The organism is Candidatus Polarisedimenticolaceae bacterium, from assembly GCA_036376135.1.
GTDB lineage: Bacteria > Acidobacteriota > Polarisedimenticolia > Polarisedimenticolales > DASRJG01 > DASVAW01.
Window position 1 is genome coordinate 17,121 of the sequence record DASVAW010000113.1, and the last position, 18,106, is coordinate 35,226.

The 18,106-nt window shown below is 70.4% G+C and carries 12 protein-coding genes; 8 read left to right on the forward strand and 4 right to left on the reverse strand.

Annotation, left to right across the window (positions count from 1 at the left end; all coding sequences use genetic code 11):
• Nucleotides 1–124 precede the first annotated feature (124 nt).
• The 3 genes from VF139_11385 to VF139_11395 are packed head-to-tail and all read left to right on the forward strand — an operon-like array spanning nucleotide 125 to nucleotide 5,891.
• Nucleotides 125–1,525, forward strand: coding sequence for a TolC family protein (locus VF139_11385; GenBank protein ID HEX6851996.1), 1,401 nt, complete (start codon nucleotides 125–127; stop codon nucleotides 1,523–1,525).
• On the forward strand, nucleotides 1,522–2,721 hold the full coding sequence (locus tag VF139_11390; GenBank protein HEX6851997.1) for an efflux RND transporter periplasmic adaptor subunit: 1,200 nt from the start codon (nucleotides 1,522–1,524) through the stop codon (nucleotides 2,719–2,721). The genes VF139_11385 and VF139_11390 overlap by 4 nt, the downstream gene beginning before the upstream one ends.
• Complete coding sequence (locus VF139_11395) at nucleotides 2,718–5,891, forward strand: efflux RND transporter permease subunit (GenBank protein ID HEX6851998.1); 3,174 nt, start codon at nucleotides 2,718–2,720, stop codon at nucleotides 5,889–5,891. Before VF139_11390 ends, VF139_11395 begins: the two co-directional genes overlap by 4 nt.
• A gap of 24 nt (nucleotides 5,892–5,915) precedes the next feature.
• Here the strand turns inward: VF139_11395 and VF139_11400 are convergent, their stop codons facing one another.
• On the reverse strand, nucleotides 5,916–6,656 hold the full coding sequence (locus tag VF139_11400; GenBank protein HEX6851999.1) for a hypothetical protein: 741 nt from the start codon (nucleotides 6,654–6,656) through the stop codon (nucleotides 5,916–5,918).
• A 91-nt stretch (nucleotides 6,657–6,747) separates the two neighbouring features.
• On the opposite strand from VF139_11400, the gene VF139_11405 reads away from it, so the two are divergent.
• A complete protein-coding gene (locus tag VF139_11405; protein HEX6852000.1) occupies nucleotides 6,748–7,344 on the forward strand; it encodes a sigma-70 family RNA polymerase sigma factor in 597 nt (198 codons plus the stop codon).
• Complete coding sequence (locus tag VF139_11410) at nucleotides 7,341–7,910, forward strand: hypothetical protein (protein ID HEX6852001.1); 570 nt, start codon at nucleotides 7,341–7,343, stop codon at nucleotides 7,908–7,910. Before VF139_11405 ends, VF139_11410 begins: the two co-directional genes overlap by 4 nt.
• A gap of 24 nt (nucleotides 7,911–7,934) precedes the next feature.
• Here VF139_11410 and VF139_11415 read toward each other — a convergent pair whose 3' ends face one another.
• Nucleotides 7,935–10,538, reverse strand: a complete 2,604-nt coding sequence (locus VF139_11415; protein HEX6852002.1) for a protein kinase — start codon at nucleotides 10,536–10,538, stop codon at nucleotides 7,935–7,937.
• A 65-nt stretch (nucleotides 10,539–10,603) separates the two neighbouring features.
• Between VF139_11415 and VF139_11420 the strand changes: the two genes are divergently transcribed.
• Together VF139_11420 and VF139_11425 are read left to right on the forward strand one after the other, a co-directional pair.
• Nucleotides 10,604–10,975 (forward strand): DUF1801 domain-containing protein, encoded by a 372-nt coding sequence (locus VF139_11420; GenBank protein ID HEX6852003.1) that lies wholly within the window; start codon nucleotides 10,604–10,606, stop codon nucleotides 10,973–10,975.
• Between the two features lie 95 nt (nucleotides 10,976–11,070).
• Nucleotides 11,071–12,594, forward strand: coding sequence for an aromatic amino acid ammonia-lyase (locus tag VF139_11425; GenBank protein HEX6852004.1), 1,524 nt, complete (start codon nucleotides 11,071–11,073; stop codon nucleotides 12,592–12,594).
• A gap of 57 nt (nucleotides 12,595–12,651) precedes the next feature.
• Here the strand turns inward: VF139_11425 and VF139_11430 are convergent, their stop codons facing one another.
• Nucleotides 12,652–13,152, reverse strand: coding sequence for a hypothetical protein (locus VF139_11430; protein ID HEX6852005.1), 501 nt, complete (start codon nucleotides 13,150–13,152; stop codon nucleotides 12,652–12,654).
• Nucleotides 13,153–13,385: 233 nt separating this feature from the next.
• On the opposite strand from VF139_11430, the gene VF139_11435 reads away from it, so the two are divergent.
• Complete coding sequence (locus tag VF139_11435) at nucleotides 13,386–13,976, forward strand: hypothetical protein (GenBank protein ID HEX6852006.1); 591 nt, start codon at nucleotides 13,386–13,388, stop codon at nucleotides 13,974–13,976.
• 28 nt (nucleotides 13,977–14,004) lie between these two features.
• Here the strand turns inward: VF139_11435 and VF139_11440 are convergent.
• The coding region (locus VF139_11440) for a M12 family metallo-peptidase (GenBank protein ID HEX6852007.1) at nucleotides 14,005–18,106 on the reverse strand (4,102 nt) is incomplete at its 5' end.

The window sequence follows — 18,106 nt, forward strand, 5'->3', positions numbered from 1 at the left end:
TTCCCGTCGCCGGATCCCACCTCGCCACTCGTCACGAAGTCCCGTGTTCCCAAGGTCTTGCCCGGGACGTGCCCGCTGGCACGCGTCGTGACCCTGCGTGGACCCGGCGCGAAGGGAGAGGAAGATGAGCGAAGCCACCACGAGATCGACGAGGAAGGGACCTTCCGGGACGCTCTCCGCCCTGGCCGTCGGCGCGCTCGTGCTCGCGGGCACGGCGCGGGCCCAGCAGCCCCTGAGCCTCGACGAGGCGGTCCGGGTGGCGCTCGACCACAACCCCGCGCTGCGCGCGAGCGCGGAAGAAGCCGAGGCGGCGCGCTCGCGGCTGGACCAGGCGAAGGCGGCCCGGTACCCGCGGTTGGATCTCTCGCAAGGGTTCACGCGCGGGAACAACCCGGTGTACGCCTTCAGCTCCCTCCTTCTGCAGCAGCGCTTCACGGCGGCGCACTTCGCGTTGCCGGGGCTGAACGCGCCCGCGCCGATCGACAACCTCCAGACCCGGCTCGAGGGGCGGATGCTGCTGTTCGACTCGCGGCGCACGGCGTTGCGCGTGAGCGGAGCGGAGGCCCTGCTGTCCGCCGCGCGGCTCGAGACCGAGCAGGAGCGGCAGGACCTGATCCTGCGGGTGGTGCGGACGTACTACGCCGTCGTCGTCTCGCGCGAGCACCTGGCGGCGGCGACCGAGACGCTGCGCAGCGCGGAGGCGAACGAGCGACGCATCCGGACGATGGTCGAGGCCGGGGAGGTCGTCCCGTCCGATCTCCTGAGCGCGCAGGTGCAGCGGGCGCAGATGCGCGAGCGCGTCATCCGCGCGCAGAACGCCCTGGACCTCGCGCGGCTGGCGCTGGGCCACGAGATGGGACTCGGGACCGACGCGCTGCGCGAGCCGACCGGCGCGCTGGCCGAACCGGCGGGCTCGCCGCTGAGCGTCGACGATTGGGAGCGCACGGCGCTGGAGGAGCGCCCGGCCCTTCTCGCGGCGGAGAGGCATCGACGCGCCGCGGAGGCGGGCCGCAGGCGCTCCCGCGCGGAGTTCGGGCCCACGGTCGACGTCTTCGCCGACATCGAGCGGGACGCGGAAGGTCCCGGCGGCCCTTCCGGAACCCACTGGACCGCGGGCGCGCGGCTGAACCTGAACCTGTTCGCGGGCGGTGCGAACCGGCACCACGCGGCCGAAACGCGGGCCCGGGAGCGACAGGCGTCCGACCGGCTGGAGTCGCTCCGGTCGAGCGTGCGGCTGGAGACGCGCCAGGCCTACCTCGAGACGATCGCGGCACGCCATCGCGCCGAGGCCGCGCGCGACGCGGTCGAGCAGGCGCGCGAGAGCCTGCGCATCGTGCAGAACCGCTACGAGACCTCGCTGACCACGATCACCGAGCTGCTGCGCGCGCAGGCGGCGCGGCTCGAGGCGCAAACCACCTACCTGAGCGCGTTGCACGACGCGCAGGTGGCGCGGGCGCAGCTGGAACGCGCCGCCGGCCGACTGACCCACGCTTCGGAGTTGATTCGCGGAGGAGCACGCCCATGAGAAGCACGTTCGGAACGGGGATTCGACCGCTCGCGGCGACCTTTGCGCTCGCCGCGGCGCTGACGCTGACGGCGTGCGGGAGCACCCCCGAGCCCCGCGAGGCCGCGGCGCGGGCCGTGTCGGGAATGAGCGTCGAGACGGCACGGCTCGCGACGCTGCCCGACGAGCGCCAGGCTCCGGGGGTGGTGCGCTCCGTCGCGACCGCGACGCTCTCGGCCCGCACGACGGGAACGGCGATCGAGGTCCGGGCGCGGGAAGGTGCTCCCGTCCGGCGCGGCCAGCTGCTCGCGCGGCTCGACGAACGCGAGCTCGAGGCCGGACGGAGCGCCGCGCTCGCCGCGCTTCGCGAGACGGAGGCGGGGCGCGAGGAGGCCACGCGCGGGGTGGCCGCCGCGCGAGCGCAGGCGGAGCTGATGGAGAAGACGCACGCGCGCTTCCTCTTCCTGCGGGACCGGGACTCGGTGAGCCCGCAGGAGTTCGACGAGGCCGAAGCGCGCCACCGCTCGGCGCAGGCCCAACTCGCGGCGGCGCAGGCGCGCCGGCGGCAGGCGGAGGCGACCTACGCGCGCGTGGAGTCGGAAGCCCGCGCCGCGGAGACGGTGGCGAGCTACGCGCGCGTCACCGCGCCGTTCGACGGCGTGGTGGTGCGGCGATACGTCGAGCCGGGAACGATGGTGACCCCGGGCATGCCGCTGTTCGTGGTGGAGGACACCTCGCGCTACCGGATCGAGGTCACGGTGGACGCGAGCGACGCCCGTTCGGCGGAGCCCGGCGCGAGGGCGAGGGTGCGGATCGACACGCAGCCCGCCGTGGAGCTGGACGGAACGATCGTCGAGGTCGAGGCGGGTGCGGACCCGGGCACGCAGACCGTGCGCGCCAGGATCGATCTGCCGCGGCATCCGGCGCTGCGCTCGGGGTTGTTCGGACGGGCTTGGCTCCGGCGCGGCGAGCGGCACGTGCTGGCGGTGCCGCGCGAGAGCGTGGTCGAGCGCGGGCAGCTGCGCGGCGTCTACGTGGTGGACTCGGAGCAGCTGGCGCATTGGCGCTTGGTCACGCTCGGCGACGCGATCGGCGAAGGGTTCGAAGTGCTCTCCGGGTTCGGCGAAGGCGAGCGGTACGTGGTCGAACCGGCGGGACGCGATCTGGGCGGGACGAGAATCGACACGGCGCTGGCGCGTGCGGAGGATCGGCCATGAGGCTCGGACTGGCCGGCACCGTGGCGCGGGCGTCCATCCGGTCGCCCCTGACGCCCCTGATCGTCCTCGCGTCCCTGCTGCTGGGGGTTCTCAGCGTCGTACGGACCCCGCGCGAGGAAGAGCCCCAGATCGTCGTGCCCATGCTCGACGTGTTCGTGAGCATGCCCGGGGCGTCGGCGACGGAGGTCGAGCAACGCGCCACGATCCCGGTGGAGAAGCTCCTGCGCGAGATCCCGGGCGTGGAGTACGTCTACTCGATGAGCCAGCCGGGAGGAACGCTCGTCATCGTGCGTTTCTACGTGGGAATCAAGGAAGAAGACGCGATCGTCCGCACCTACAACAAGATGTACTCGAACTTCGACCGGATCGCGCCCGGCGTCTCGCAGCCGCTGATCAAGGTGCGCTCGATCGACGACGTGCCCGTGCTGGCGCTCACGCTCCGGGGGAAGGGTTACGACGGTTTCGCGCTGCGGCGCATCGCGGCGGAGCTGCAGCAGGCGGTCACCCGGGTGGACGACGTCTCCGAGACGACGCTTCTCGGCGGGCAGCGGCGGCAGCTGCGGGTGACGCTCGATCCGCAGCGGCTCGCGGCCTTCCGCATCGGCCCGTCGGCGATCGTCCGCGCCTTTCAGGTGTCGAACCAGCGCCGCGCGGTGGGGTCGTTCGCGCAGGGGAATCAGGAGATCCGCGTCGAGGCGGGTCGCTTCATCGGCGGCGTCGAGGACGCGCGACGGCTGGTGGTGGCGGTCGCCGACGGGCGGCCGGTGTACCTCGGCGACGTCGCGGAGGTGAGCGACGGGCCGGAGGAGCCGTCGAGTTACGTCTTCTACGGCACCGGCGGCGCGGCGGAAGGCCCGGGCGTGGTGGATGCGCCGGCGGTCACGATGACGGTGGCCAAGCGCAAGGGGACGAACGCCACGGTCGTCGTGCGCCGCGTGCTCGAGCAGGTCGAATCGATGCGCGGGCACATCCTGCCCCACGACGTGCAGATCGACGTCACGCGCGATTACGGCGAAACCGCGCAGCACAAGTCGGACGAGCTGCTCAAGCACCTCCTCATCGCGACCTTGGGCGTGACGCTGCTGGTGGCGCTGGCGCTGGGCTGGCGGGAGTCGGGCGTGGTGTTGCTGGCGGTTCCCGTGACGCTGTCGCTGACCCTGGCGATCTTCTATCTCGCCGGCTACACGCTGAACCGGGTCACGCTGTTCGCGTTGATCTTCTCCATCGGGATCCTGGTGGACGACGCCATCGTCGTCGTCGAGAACATCGTCCGCCATTTCCGGCTGCCGGAGAACCTGGGGCGGGCGCGGATGGACGTCGCGGTGGAGGCGGTGGCCGAGGTCGGCAACCCCACGATCCTCGCGACCTTCGCGGTGATCGCCGCGATCCTGCCGATGGCGTTCGTGAGCGGGCTGACGGGACCGTACATGCGGCCGATCCCGGTAGGTGCGTCGGCCGCGATGCTGTTCTCGTTGATCATCGCGTTCGTCGTGTCGCCGTGGGCGGCGATGCGGCTCCCTGAATCGAACGGCGCCGCAGCGCACGCCGAAGGCGAGGCCGAAGGCTGGACGACCCGTCTCTACCGCCGGATGATGTCCCTGCTCATCCGCAGCGCGCGCTGGCGGTGGGGCTTTCTGGGCGCCGTCGCGGGCCTGTTCCTGCTCGCGGCCTTGCTGGTATCGCTCAAAGCCGTGCGCGTGAAGATGCTGCCGTTCGACAACAAGAGCGAGTTCCAGGTGGTGATCGACATGCCGGAGGGCACTCCGCTGGAACGCACGCTCGCGGCGGCGCAGGAGATCGGCGGCTACCTCGGGCGGCACCCCGAGGTGACCGATTACCAGATCTACGCGGGCACGTCGGGGCCGTACAACTTCAACGGCCTGATTCGGCACTACTTCCTGCGGCGGGGGCCCAACCAGGCGGACATCCAGGTGAACCTCCGCGACGCCGCCGAGCGCAGCCGGCAGAGCCACGACATCGCCAAGGAGATGCGCGGACCGATCCAGCAGATCGGCCGGCGTTGGGGCTCGCGGGTGAAGGTCTCGGAGGTGCCGCCCGGGCCCCCGGTGCTTTCCACCCTGGTCGCGGAGGTCTACGGGCCGGAATACGGCCGGCAGATCGAGGTCGCAAGGCAGATCCGCACGCTGTTCGAGCAGACGCCGGGCGTGGTGGACGTGGATTGGTTCGTGTCCGACCCGCAGAAGAAGCTCGATTTCGCCGTCGAGCAGGACGAGGCGGCGCTGCGCGGGATCGCCGCGGCGGAGGTGTCGGAGTCGCTGGCCATCGCGCTGGGAGGAGCCGAGGTCGGCCTGATGCACGAGCCTGGTTACCGCGAGGACGTCCCCATCCAGGTGCGGCTGGCACGCCCGAGCCGATCGAGCGCCGCCGCGTTGCGCGGGCTCTTCCTGCAATCGTCGAACGGCGGGATGGTGCCCCTCGGCGAGCTCGTGCAAGTGAAGGAGACCACGATCGACACGACCATCCACCGCAAGAACCTGCGGCAGGTGGTGTACGTGATCGGCAACGTCGCGGGCGAGGACGAAAGTCCGGTGTACGCGATCCAGGCGCTGGGGAAGAAGATCGACGCGCTCCGGCTGGCGGAGGGTTACGGCGTCGAGCAGTTCTCCGCGACCCCGCCGCCCGATGCGCGCAAGGTGGCGATGAAGTGGGACGGCGAGTGGCACATCACCTACGAAGTGTTCCGAGACCTGGGGATCGCGTTCGCGGCGGTGCTGGTGCTGATCTACGTGCTCGTGGTGGGCTGGTTCCGCTCGTTCCGGACGCCGCTTTCGATCATGCTGCCGATCCCGCTGACGCTGATCGGGATCCTGCCGGCCCACTGGGCGATGGGGGCGTTCTTCACCGCGACCTCGATGATCGGCTTCATCGCGGGGGCGGGGATCGTCGTGCGGAACTCGATCCTCCTGGTGGACTTCATCCAGCTGCGGCGGGCGCAGGGGATGCCGCTCGAGCAAGCCGTGGTGGACGCGGGCGCCGTGCGCTTCCGCCCGATGCTGCTGACGGCGGCCGCGGTCGTCGTCGGCGCGTCGGTGATTCTCTTCGATCCGATCTTCCAGGGCCTGGCCATCTCGCTGATGGCCGGCGAAGTGGCCTCGACGGTGATCTCGCGGGTGGCGGTGCCGGTGCTTTATTACCTGAGTGAGCGGTAGGACCGGCGGCGCGCCCGCGGGCCTTCAGCGCGGAAGTTCCGCGGCGCCGAAGATGTCGGCGTACACCCGCGCCATGCGGCGCAACGCCCCCGCGCCGTCCCCGGAGAACGACGAGCCGTGCATGATCGCGAGCGTGCGCGGCTCGAAGGCCGCCAGCTCGTGCAGCAGTCGCTCGGTATTCGGCGTGTACGGCACGTAGTCCATCAGCGGGCCGGCCTGCATGGCCAGCGCCGCATCGCGCGAACGTTCCACCACGTCCTCGGAGGTCAACGGCTCGCGTCGGCCGTTGTGGTGGAACAGATCGGAGACGAACATCGTCCCCTGCGCCTGCTCGATCAGCACCCCGGCGTCCCAGCCGTGCGGCAGATGGGGCGTCGGGTGGTAGCGGAACCGGTACTTGCCGGTCTCGAGCACCTCCCCCTTCTCGAGACCGCGGGCGGGACGGTCGGCGTAGTCCGAGAGATTGACCATCGCGCCGATCTGCCCCGAGACGGCCTGCGCCCGCGGGGCGACCTGCAGCCACTCGTTCAGGGCCCCGCTTTCGTCGACCTCGAAGTGGCTGTAGCCGATCCAGCGCAGCGTGGCGGGGTCGATCAGCCTGGACACCGCCTCCTTCAGCGCCGGGAACATGCGCCGCATCCCCGTGTGGTAGAGCAGCGGTTCTTCGTCGCGGACCAGGAAGTGGTTGAACTCGAGGTCGAATTCGGGGACGTAGACCGAGATCCGGTGCACGTCGGGGGCGATTTCGGCGATTCGTGCGTCCATGCGCGTGTGTCCTCCCGCGGGGGAGGTGTAACGACGGGCGGGGTCGTTACACGTCCGGTGCGAGGAACCGAACGTGTTACCTTCCGCCGTCATGACCGGCAGTGCGAAAGCGGGCCCTCCGGAGCCGGCGAGCGACGTTCTGGCCGGCCTCGCGCGGGCCATCGCCGCCGCTCCACCCGGCGGCGCCGCCGACGAGGAGGCCCGCCTCGTCCGGGCGCTCGCCCCCCGGGTCCGGCTCTACGGCCTCAAGCACCTGCGCGACGCCGCGCGGGCCGACGACCTCGCCCAGGAAGTCCTGCTGACGACCCTCGAGCGGCTGCGCGCGGGGAAGATCCGTGATCCCGAGCGGATCGTCTCGTTCGTCCTCGGAACGAGCCGGGCGATGGTGATCGACCTTCTGCGCGGGGAGCGGCGGCGCCGGGAGCTCGGCGAGCTCTTCCTCCCCGGCCTCGGCGTGACGCAGGCCCCGCGGGAGCCCCTCGATCTCGATCGCCTGGCGGGCTGTCTCGACCGGCTGAGCGCGCGCGCCCGGGCGGTGGTGACGATGACCTTCTACGCGGAGCGCGACGCCGCGCAGATCGCGCAGGAGCTGACCCTCTCGCCGGGAAACGTGCGCGTCCTGCGCCACCGCGCGCTCGAACATCTGCGTGGGTGCATGGAAGGCGCGAGCGACGAGGTGCCCTCGTGAGACCGGACCGCTGCCCGCGGCCGATTCCCTTCGCGGCCCTCGTCGATTACTGGGTCGACGATCGGCCGCCCGCCGACCCCGCGGATCTCGAGGAGCACCTGCTCGGCTGCGCGCAGTGTTCCTCGGCTCTCGAGGCCGTCGCGGCGATCGGCGAGGCGGTGGGGCGGCTCGGGCGGGAAGGCCGGCTGCGCGGGGGGCTGGCCCCTTCGCTCCTCGACCGGCTGGAGCGCGACGGCCGCGTGATCCGACGTTACCGGGCCGCGGACGGCGGCCACATCCACTGCACCGCCGGGGCCGACGACGACCTGGTCGTGCTGGAGCTCGCGGCCGACTTCTCCGACGTCGACCGCGTCGATCTGATCCACGTCGGGGCGGACGGCACGATGCTCCAGAGGGTGCCGGCGTTGCCCGTGATCGCGGGTCGCGAGGTCGTGTGGGCCTCGCCCGGCGACGTGATCCGGTCCCTGCCGACCTGCGTCATGTTCGTCCGACTGATGGCCGTGAAACCGGAGGGCGAGCGCCAGGTCGGCGAGTACACGCTCCATCACACGGCCTATCGTCCCTGACGCGGCGAGGAACGGGCGGGAGCGTCAGCGCCCTGCCGCCAGCGCGTCGAACTCCGGGTCGCCCCGCAACGCGTCGAAGACCGGCGAGAGGCGAAGCAACGCCGCCGAGACCTGGTCGGAAGGCTGCTCGAGCAGCTCGCGCAGGTGCCCGATCGCGGCGGCGCGTTCGCCCACGACCGCCTCGACGACGGCGAGGTCGAGCTTCCGGTACTGGAGCAGCCACGCGTCGTTCGACGCGGGGCGGAGGGTGAGCGCCCGCCGCGCCGCCTCGAGCGCCGGCTGCTTCTCCCCGAGCTCCGCGAAAACCATCCCGAGCATGGAGTGGTAGTTCGAGTCGGGGACGTGGTTTTTCCCGTAGGCGACCAGCTCCCGCTTCGCGCGCTCGAACTCGGCGCGCGCGCCGGCTTCGTCCCCCTGGAACTTACGGATCCAGCCGCGGCCCGCCGCACGGCATTCGAACTGGAACTGCGCGTTGCCGACCTCGGGAAGCAGCTCGGCGATCTTCGACGCCAGGTCCCAGTCGCGGCAGCCGACCGCCGTCCAGAACCCGGCCTGGCGCGACTCGGTGTTGGCGGCGGTCTCGACGATGGAGCGCACCGACGCGCACGCGGCGTCGGCGTCGCCCGCGAGCATCGCCGTGCGGCCCAGGCCCGCCGACTGCGCCGTGGAGTTCGGGTCGAGCGCGATCGCCCGCTCGTAGCTGCGCCGGCCCTCGTCGTACCGGCGGAGGACCGTGAGCGTCTCGCCCCTGGTGTAGTGCGTGAGCGCGTTGCGGGGATCGAGCGCCGCCGATCGCTCGATGAGCTCGGCGGCTTCCTGGAACCGCCCCTGGCGGCGGCGCACGAAGGCCATGCCGTTGATCGCCTCGACCGAGCTCGGAAGCCCCGCCTTCGCCTTCGTGAAGGCCTGGTAGGCGGGCTCGTAGTCCTTGCGGCCCCAGTAGTGGTAGTAGCCGAGCGCCAGCTGCGCCCACGGCGAAGCCGGGTCGAGCTCGAGCGCGCGGTCGACGGCGCGTTTCGAGCGCGCGACGCGCTCGTCCGAGCGGTCCCAGGCGAAGTGCACGAACCCCGCGTGCACCTGCGCGAGCTCGGCGAAGGCGCGCAGGAACTTCGGGTCCCGCGAGCAGGCCTCCTCGAGCTCCACGGCGGCGCGTTCCCAGGCCTCGCGCGCGAAGACGGTGCTCGCGACGATCGCATGGGCGCGCAGGTACGCGTGGTACGCCTCGACGTCGGAGGTGGGGGCGGCCTCGAGCGCCTCGCGCTCCTTCCCGCCGATCGCGACCCCGAGCCTGTCCACGACCTCCCCCGCGATCTCCGACTGGATCGTGAAGATCTGGTCCATCGCGCGGTCGTAACTCGACGACCAGACCTGGCGGTCCTCGCGCGCGCGGACGAGTTGGGGGGTGACGCGGACCGCGCTTTTCCCGGAGGCGTCGCGCGCCCACCGCACCGTCCCGTCGAGGACGTAGTCCACGCCGAGATCCTCCGCGATCTGCGGCATCGTCCTGCCGGTCCGGTCGTAGCGCAGCGCGCTCGTCCGCGAGAGGACGCCGAGGTCCTTCAACGCCGAAAGGCGGCTCGTGATCTCGTCGGCGATCCCCGCCGCGAAGTACTCGTCCGCGGCGGGGCCGAGGTTCTCGAAGGGGAAGACGACGATCATCGGCCGCTCGGCGATCGGCGCCGGCGACGGGCGGTCCCGGCCGAGGTACCACCCCGTTCCGAGGACCGCGAGGACGAGCGCTCCCAGGCCGATCGCGAGCGGCACTCCGCTCCGCCGCCGCGGGGTCGCCCCCGCCCGCAGCGCCTGGAGGTCGTCCCGAAGCTCGCGCGCGGTCGGATAACGCTCCGCCGGATTCTTCGCGAGGCAGCGCTGCACGATCCGGTCGACGGCTCTCGCGACCGTCGGCTTGCGTTCGTGGACCGGCTTCGCCGGATCGCGGAGGATCGCGGTCAGCGTCGAGATCGAGTTCGTTCCCTGGAACGGACGCGCGCCGGTGATCATCTCGTAGAGCACGATCCCGAGCGAGAAGACGTCCGATCGCGCGTCGACGGGCCTGCCTTCGGCCTGCTCCGGGGACATGTAGCTGACCGTGCCGAGGATCCTGCCGTGTTCGGTGGCGTGCGAGAGCGACGTCACCGTCCGGTCGCCGACGGGCTCCGCCTCGACGAGCTTCGCGAGCCCGAAGTCGAGGACCTTCACCCGCCCCTCGTCGTCGAGCATCACGTTGTCGGGTTTCAGGTCGCGGTGCGTGATCCCCCGGGCGTGCGCCGCGGCGACGGCGTCGCACAGCGGGATCGCGATCTCGAGGAACCGGTCGAGCGGCAACCCGTCCGGCGGGAGGCGCTTCGTCAGCGTCTGCCCCTCGACCAGCTCCATCGCCAGGAAGCGCAGGCCGTCCCGCTGGTCGACGTCGTGGATGGTGACGATGTTCGGATGGCGCAGCGCCGCAACGGCCCGCGCCTCGCGTTCGAAGCGCGCGGCGCGCTCGGGGTCGGCATCGGCCGCGGGCAGGACCTTGAGCGCGACGTCCCGGTCCAGGCGCGTGTCGCGCGCGCGGTACACCTCGCCCATGCCGCCCTGGCCGAGCTTCTCCAGGATCTCGTAGTGGCCGAGGCGGCTTCCGATCATGCCCGCGGATCATAGCAGCGGGATGCGGGGGCTCCGGGGCGAGGCTTGCGCCTAGGATACGCGCCATGAGCACCAACCCGATCGACGCCTACCTCGCCAAGACCCCTCAACCTCAGAGAAAGACGTTGACCGCGCTCCGCGCGACCCTCCGCACCCTGCTTCCGCGCGCGGAGGAGACCCTTTCGTACGGCATGCCCTGTTTCAAGGTGGACGGGAAGGGCGTCGCCGGATTCGCCGCCTTCAAGGCGCACTGCACCTACTTCCCGATGAGCGGGTCGGTCGTGAGCGCCTTGAAGGGCGACCTCGCGCGCTACGAGGTCTCCAAGGGCGGCGTCCGGTTCGCCGCGGACACTCCCCTCCCGCCGGCGCTCGTGAAGAAGCTCGTCCGGGCGCGTCTCGCGGAGCTGTCGACCCCTCCCTCGAGCGGGGGAAGGTGAACGGGACGAGGTTCCCGACTTGGAGGGTGTCGCATAATTCTCCCGTCGAGCGGGCTTGCACGGCCCCGGCCGGCCCTTCGCCAAAAGGAGAGGGTATGGCCATCGTCCTCGACGGATCCTCGCTCACGGTCCCCGATCTCGTCCGCATCGCCCGCGACGGCGAGAGGGTGGAGCTCGCCCCACGGGCGCTGGAGCGGATCCGCGCCTGCCGCGCCGTGCTCGAGGAGAAGATCGACGCGCACGAGATCATGTACGGCGTCAACACCGGGATCGGCGAGTTCTCGGAGGTCGTGCTCACCGACGCGCAGGTCCGGGACTTCCAGCGGTACCTGATCTACAACCACGCGGCCGGAATCGGCGACCCGGCGCCCGAGGAGTACGTGCGCGGAGCGATGGCCGGGCGCGTGAACGTCCATGCCCACGGCAACTCCGGGTGCCGGCCGGAGATCACGCAGACGCTCGTCGAGATGCTCAATCGCCGCGTGACGCCCGTCGTCTGCCAGAAGGGCTCCGTCGGCGCCTGCGGCGACCTCGCGCCGATGTCGCAGATCGCGCTGCTGCTCATGGGAGAGGGCGAAGCCACGTTCCGCGGGGAGCGCCTTCCGGGCGCCGTCGCGATGGAACGGGCCGGCATCCCGATTCCGGGCCTCAAGGCGAGGGACGGCCTGGCGACGATCAACGGCTCGAACCTCCTCACCGCGATGAGCGCGATCCACATCCACGACATCGAGCGATGGCTCCGGCAGGCCGAGATCGCCTGCGCCATGTCGCTCGAGGCGCTCTTCGCCAACTTCAAGCCCTACGACGTCAGGCTGCACCGGCTGCGGGGCTTCCCGGGGGCGGTGCGCTCGGCGCAGTCGATCATGCGATGCGTCGAGGGGAGCGACCTCCTGACCGGAAAGCTCAAGACCAAGGTGCAGGACGCGTACTCGATGCGCTCGACCCCGCAGGTGATCGGCGCCGCGCGGGACGCCACCGCCTTCGCCCGCGCCCAGGTCGAGATCGAGCTCAACGGCGTCGGCGACAACCCGATCTTCCTTCCGGAGGAGCGTCTCACCCTCACCGGCGCCAACTTCCAGGGCACGCCGGTGTCGCTGCCGATGGACATGGTCGGGGCCGCGGTGACGATGGTCTGCGTGTTGTCCGAGCGACGCCTCAACCGCCTCAACCATCCCGCGCTGTCGGTCGGGCTCCCGGCGTTCCTGACGAAGGGGGCGGGGATGTTCTCCGGGCTCATGCTCTCGCAGTACACCGCCGACGCGCTGATCGTCGAGCAGCGGATCCTGTCGATGCCGGCCTCGATCCAGTCGATCCCCGCCGCCGCAGACCAGGAGGACTTCGTCTCGATGGGAATGAACACCGCCATCAAGAACGGCCAGATCCTCGACAACGCCTACGGCGTGCTCGGGATCGAGCTGATGGCCGCGGCGCAGGCGCTCGACTTCCGCGAGTTCACCCCCGGGCGCGGCGTCCAGGCGGCGCGGCGGGTCGTGCGCTCGGTCGTCGAGCACCTCGACGTCGACCGCCCGCTCTACCCCGACCACACGCGGATGAAGGAGCTCGTCCGCGGCTGCGCGATCCTCGAGGCGGTCGAGAGGGAGATCGGCCCGCTGGAGTGAGCAGCCGGGTCGGGCGGTTGCGCCCCCCGCGCGATGCGATGCACGCGACCGCTCCCGTCAGGAGTGGGACTTCCCGTGGCTTCCGCCCTGCGGTTCCTTCCTCATCTTCTGTTCGTGCTTCTGCTTGGCTTTGGCGGTGGAGTTCATGTACTCGAGGGATCCCTTCGCGTCCCGCTTCAGCCGATGGAACTCGGCGGAGCCGGGTTTGATCCCCAAGTCCTGCGCCAGCGCGCCCCACCCCTTCCCCTGCCCCAGCGTGAAACCCCGCGCGACGTAGTCCACGGAGCGGCGGGATTCCCTGGCGAGCGTCGTGGCCATGAACAGGTCCCCACCGCCGAGGCCGTACGCGTCCCTGGCCTGTCGGAGCTCCAGTTCCGGGAAGCCGTGCATCGAGCTGAGCCGCCGGACGAAACCGTCCGGATCCGCACCGGCGGCGACGTTGAGCTGATCGAGCGTGGAATCGAGCCTCCTGTCGCCGGTGCCGAACGAGGGATCCATGCCGTGGGCGAGGCCGACTGCGACCAGCAGGCCCAGAGAAGCTGCAAGAAACGATTTCATGTCCGCCTCCACCTGACGTGCTTCGACATCCCGAGATTGGTACTTCCGGTGGCCTGTCACGCGACACCTGGAACTACGGTACGCGCGGCGTCGGCCCATCTCGATGGGGCGTAACCCTACCGAGCCCGGGGGCGGCCTCGGTAGGGACTCACCCCATGGAAGCGCTTTCGGCCGGCGACATACGCTCCGGGTTCAGTGTGTTTCGCGGAAGTTCTCTTTTCGCAGGAGGTTTCATGAAGGACTCGCTCTTGAAAGGTCTGTGGGTGACGCTCGCCGTCGTGCTCCTGTCCAGCGCGCCCGCATCGGCCGGCACCTTCGCCGCGTACGGGACTTGGTGGGACACGGACGACGCAGGCGATGCCGCAGGGATCGGCCTCAACTACGCCTGGGACCTGGGCGAGGTGATCGATCTCGAGGTACGGGGAGCCTGGTACGAGGAGTTGACCGACAAACCTCTCGACGATTTCTTCAGCGGCGACAGCCCCATCGCGACGGGCCTCACGGTGATTCCGGTCGAGCTGGGCCTCCGATTCAACTTCGCCCGTGACCTGACGTTCTGGAACCCGTGGGTGGGCGCCGGCCTGGCCTACTACGCGCTCGACACGGATGCGGGCAACGTGGACGACGAGATCGGCTACTACGCGACCCTGGGCTCGATGTTCGGAGACGGCAAGGGCGCGGACTTCTACGCGGAGGTCGGTTATCGATTCGTCGAAGGCGAGGTCAGCGACCTCGGGGACCTCGACGGCGATGGACTGGACGACGCCTTCGACGTCAGCCTGAACGGTCCCTTCGTGAGCGCGGGGGTCGCCTGGAGGTGGTAGGCGGAGCCCCGAGCGCACCCCTCGAGGCTCACGGACACGCGCCGCTCTCATTGGCGATCCGCGCCCCCCCCGCCGGCCCGTCGTCGTTCCCGTTGGTCCCCACCACCAGATACCAGTAGAAGCGGACCGCCGCGGACGCGGGGTCCTCGCCCAGGACCGGCCCCGTCGTGAGGTTCGCGGTGGTCAGGCGCGTGCACGAATCGAGATCGGTGTCGAGCAGTTCGGGGAGCGACGCCGGATCGCCGCGGATCACGCGGTAGGAGGTCGCTCCCACGGCAGGTGACCAGGTCAACTCCGTCTTCGACGTCCACGTCACGCCGAGCACCTCCGCGATCGGACTCGGCCCGACCGCCGCGCACGCCGAGAACTCCGAGGTGTTCCCCGAGGGGGAGGTGGCGGTCGCCGTCACCACCCCCGAGGCCGGGACGGGGACGAGGACGTCGAACGCGCCGACGCAGCTCCCGTCGGTGGTCACGTTGGTCGAACCGAGCCAGGTGGTCCCTTCGCCGAAGCCGTATGCATCGCACGCCGGACTCGCGTAGAAGTCCACCGTGAACGTCGTTCCCGCGTTGCTGTTCAAGGTCCCGGTGACGCGAGTCGAGGAGCCCGACCGGTACGTCGACGTCAGAGCGGGGAAGTTCTGGACGCCGTTCGGGCCGGTGTCGGGGTCGCAGGGATCGTTGGGGAAGGCGGCGCCGGTCCAGTGGAGGTCGATCCCCAGCCCGGTGTTGGAGAACATTCGGTTCGCGCGGATGGTCACGCCGGTCGCGCCCCCCTGGACCTGAATCCCGGCCCAGTTGGTGCCGCCGTCGGGCCGCGAGTTGAACGCGATCACGTTCCCTTCGCCGGCTCCGGTTCCGCCGATCGTGCAGGGCTGCGGGGAGGTCGCGTAGATCCCCGACCAGGTGTTCCGCAGGTTCAGCGTCCCCGAGGGGTCGGTCCCGATCGAGTTCCCCTGAATCGTGAACGATCCCTGATTCATGCTGATCCCGTTCAGCGCGTTGCCGCCGATGACGTTCCCCAGAATCTGCGCCGTCCCGCTGATCGACCCGAGGATCCCCTCGCCGTTGTTTCCCAGGGGCGCGGTCCCGGCGGCGTTCGTGCCGATCCGGTTCCCCTGGATCACCACCCCCGACGTCGTGAATCCGAAGGAGTAATGCCAGACCCCGTGCCCCGCGGTGGAGGCCGACAGGACGTTCCCCGCGATCATGGTGTCCGTGACGTACTCCATGTGGATCCCCATCGCGTTCCCCAGGGCCGCGGTGCCGGTGGCGTCGGTCCCCACGTAGTTCCCCTGGATCACGGTCCCGGCGCAGGAGTTCCCCACCGTGCCCCCCGCCATGTAGATTCCCGTGCCGTTGTTCCCGGAGATCACGTTGCGTGCGGCCGACGTGGCTCCACCGATCAGGGTGTTCTGCGCTCGGATGATGCTGATTCCATTGAGGCCGTTCCCCAGGTCCGCGGTCCCCGTCGCGTTCGTGCCGATGAGGTTCCCGTGGATCACGGCTCCCGAGGCCGGGCTTTCGGCGATCTCGATCCCGTGGTGACTGCTGGCGGAGATCACGTTGCCGGCGCCTTGAGCGGTGCCCCCGATCACGTTGTTTCCGCCGCCGCGCAGGGTGATCCCGTGGGGGATGTTCCCCAGTGGGAACATCCCCGTGACGTCGGTTCCGATGTAGTTCCCCTGGATCACGGCCCCGCTGGAGCCGTTGGCCGACCAGACGCCACCGTAGTCGTTGTTCCCCGAGATCACGTTGCGGGCCGCGGGCGCGGTGCCGCCGATCTGCACCCCGTGCGCGTTCTCGAGGTAGACGCCCGCCCCGCGGCAGCCGCGGTCCAGCGTCCCCGTGGCGTCGGTCCCGAGGAAGTTCCCCTGGATCACCGCGCCCGTGGCCGAGGCCCCCTGCACGAGGATGCAATGCGCGGCGTGGTAGTTGATCGTACCGTCGTCGCCGACGACGTTGCGGGCGCCGGCGGCGGTCCCGCCGACGAGGGTGTTCGGGGCGTCCACGATCCGGATCCCGCCGACGGTGTTGTAGAGCGGCGTCGTTCCCGCGGCGTCGAGGCCGATGATGTTCGAGCGGATCGAGGTACCCGACGCCGTGGCGCCGCTGACGTCGATCGCTTCGGCGTAACGGTTCACGAACCCGTTGAGGACGGTTCCGTTCCCGGAGATCAGATTCCCCTCCCCGGGCTGGCCGACGATCGTGTTCGGGGCCCCGACGATCCGCACCCCGTCGTCGAGGTTGGGGATCCGGACGGTCCCCGTGGCGTCGGTGCCGATCTTGTTCTGCAGCAACGCGTTCCCGTTGGCGGACGCGCCGTTGATCGTGACCCCGACCTGGTTTCCGGAGATCACGTTCCGGGAGACGACGTTCCGGTAGAGCGGGTCGGGGTAACCGCCGTCGATCAGGATCCCGCTCCTGCCGTTGCCGGCCGCGGCCGTGCCCGCGGCGTCGGTCCCCACGTAGCTGTTCTGGATCAGGTTGGCGTAGGCCCCGGCCCCGCGCAGCACGATCCCGTTGCCGGCGAAGTTCCGGACGACGAGTCCGTTGATGAAGCCGTTGTCCCCCTGCACGACGAGGCCGTCGCAGGGAACGCCGAACTGGGGATCGGGGCAGTTCGACCCCACGAGCTCGAGCAGCGGCGGCCCCACGTATTCGGGACCTCCGAGCTCCCAGCCGTCGATGGCCACCGGCTTCAGGATCGTGGGGAGCTGCGAGAGGACCTGGATCGTGCGCACGCCGCTGCCGGGAATCTCGAGGGGGATCGTCGCCCCGGTCGGCCAGTCGTTGGCGTCCAGGATCGCCTGCCGGAGCGACCCCCGGCCGCCGTCGTTGGTGTTGGCCACCCGCAGCGGATCGATCGTGAACCCCTCCGAGACGTCGTAGAAGATGTTCCCGACCGCCTCGATCTTGATCCGCGCGATCGCCGTGGTGGCGAACGGGAGCGTCACCGTCTCCGCGCCGTCGTTGGGGGTGCTCGACGCCAGGAGGTACGGCCACGTGGATCCCCCGTCGGTCGAGAGCAGGATCCGCACGTTCGAGCAGCTCACGGGCGGATTCTGCGTGTTGGCCGAGTTCCAGGTGACCGTCTTGCGCGTTCCTTGGGTCCAGTACGTCGTGCTCGTGGGCTGCGTCACGGCGAAGGGGCCGCTCCCGCCGTCCACCGTGATCGTCGCGCCGGTGAAGGTCACCCCGTCCACGTTGTCGCGCAGGACCACCGTCCAGTCCATCACGCGCGAGGTCGTCGGAAGGCTCTCCCCGGTGAGGCACGTCGCGGTGCCGCAGGTGTAGGTCGCCGGGGGATTGTTGGAGTTGAACAGGACGTCGCTGAAGCGCGGGAGGTACCGCAGGTTGGAACCGCTCGGCGCATAGGCTCGGAAGATCGGGCGGGACCCGTCGTCCCCCTCGGGGGGGGAGGCCGTCCCGGTGTCCGACTCCTCGAACGAATAGGTGACCGGGTCGTCGTTGGGATCGTAGGCCTGCAACGTCAGCACAAACGGTGTCCGGGCCGGGATGGTGTGGTCGCCGGGGTGAACCTGCACGATCGGGCCGTAGTTCCCGCTGAACGCCTGGTCCGCGCAGACCGTGGCGTTGCCGGCCAGCACGAACCCCAGCGTCTCGCGGATGTTGTCGCCGTGGAACGCGAGGTCCCGGGAGTTCTGGAGGTTCGCGGAGTCGCAGGTCCCCGCGTAGGACATCAGGGTCGAGCCGCTCGCCGGCTCGTAGGCCCACGACGCGTCCCGCTGGTTGGCGTTGCCGCACGATCCGTTGGTCCCGTCGTTGAACGTGTGGCGGCCGCCGAACATGTGCCCGATCTCGTGAGCCGCCAGCGCGATCGACGTTCCGCCCGTGGTCCCGCGCCCCTTGTTGAGCGGGTCGCACACCGCGTAGAGGTCCGCGGCCCCCGCGGCGCTGCCGTCGGGGTTGGCAGCGTCGAAGATGACCCCGACGTCGTAGTTGTCCGTTCCGATGGTCCCGTCGAGAAGGCACTGGTTCCCGTCCTGAAGGCAGTCGGGAGACAGACAGTCCACCGCTCCCTCGCAGGTCCGATCCCCGGACGGGAGATAAGACGACGGCGCGGTCTGGATGACCTGCTCGGACTCCTCGATGAGCTCGAGGTGAACC

Excerpts from the sequence above, each read along its gene's own strand:
- VF139_11385 (HEX6851996.1), top strand. The coding sequence starts at position 125 with ATGAGCGAAGCCACCACGAGATCGACGAGGAAGGGACCTTCCGGGACG.
- VF139_11390 (HEX6851997.1), top strand. The coding sequence starts at position 1,522 with ATGAGAAGCACGTTCGGAACGGGGATTCGACCGCTCGCGGCGACCTTT.
- VF139_11395 (HEX6851998.1), top strand. The coding sequence starts at position 2,718 with ATGAGGCTCGGACTGGCCGGCACCGTGGCGCGGGCGTCCATCCGGTCG.
- VF139_11400 (HEX6851999.1), bottom strand. The coding sequence starts at position 6,656 with ATGGACGCACGAATCGCCGAAATCGCCCCCGACGTGCACCGGATCTCG.
- VF139_11405 (HEX6852000.1), top strand. The coding sequence starts at position 6,748 with ATGACCGGCAGTGCGAAAGCGGGCCCTCCGGAGCCGGCGAGCGACGTT.
- VF139_11415 (HEX6852002.1), bottom strand. The coding sequence starts at position 10,538 with ATGATCGGAAGCCGCCTCGGCCACTACGAGATCCTGGAGAAGCTCGGC.
- VF139_11420 (HEX6852003.1), top strand. The coding sequence starts at position 10,604 with ATGAGCACCAACCCGATCGACGCCTACCTCGCCAAGACCCCTCAACCT.
- VF139_11425 (HEX6852004.1), top strand. The coding sequence starts at position 11,071 with ATGGCCATCGTCCTCGACGGATCCTCGCTCACGGTCCCCGATCTCGTC.
- VF139_11430 (HEX6852005.1), bottom strand. The coding sequence starts at position 13,152 with ATGAAATCGTTTCTTGCAGCTTCTCTGGGCCTGCTGGTCGCAGTCGGC.
- VF139_11435 (HEX6852006.1), top strand. The coding sequence starts at position 13,386 with ATGAAGGACTCGCTCTTGAAAGGTCTGTGGGTGACGCTCGCCGTCGTG.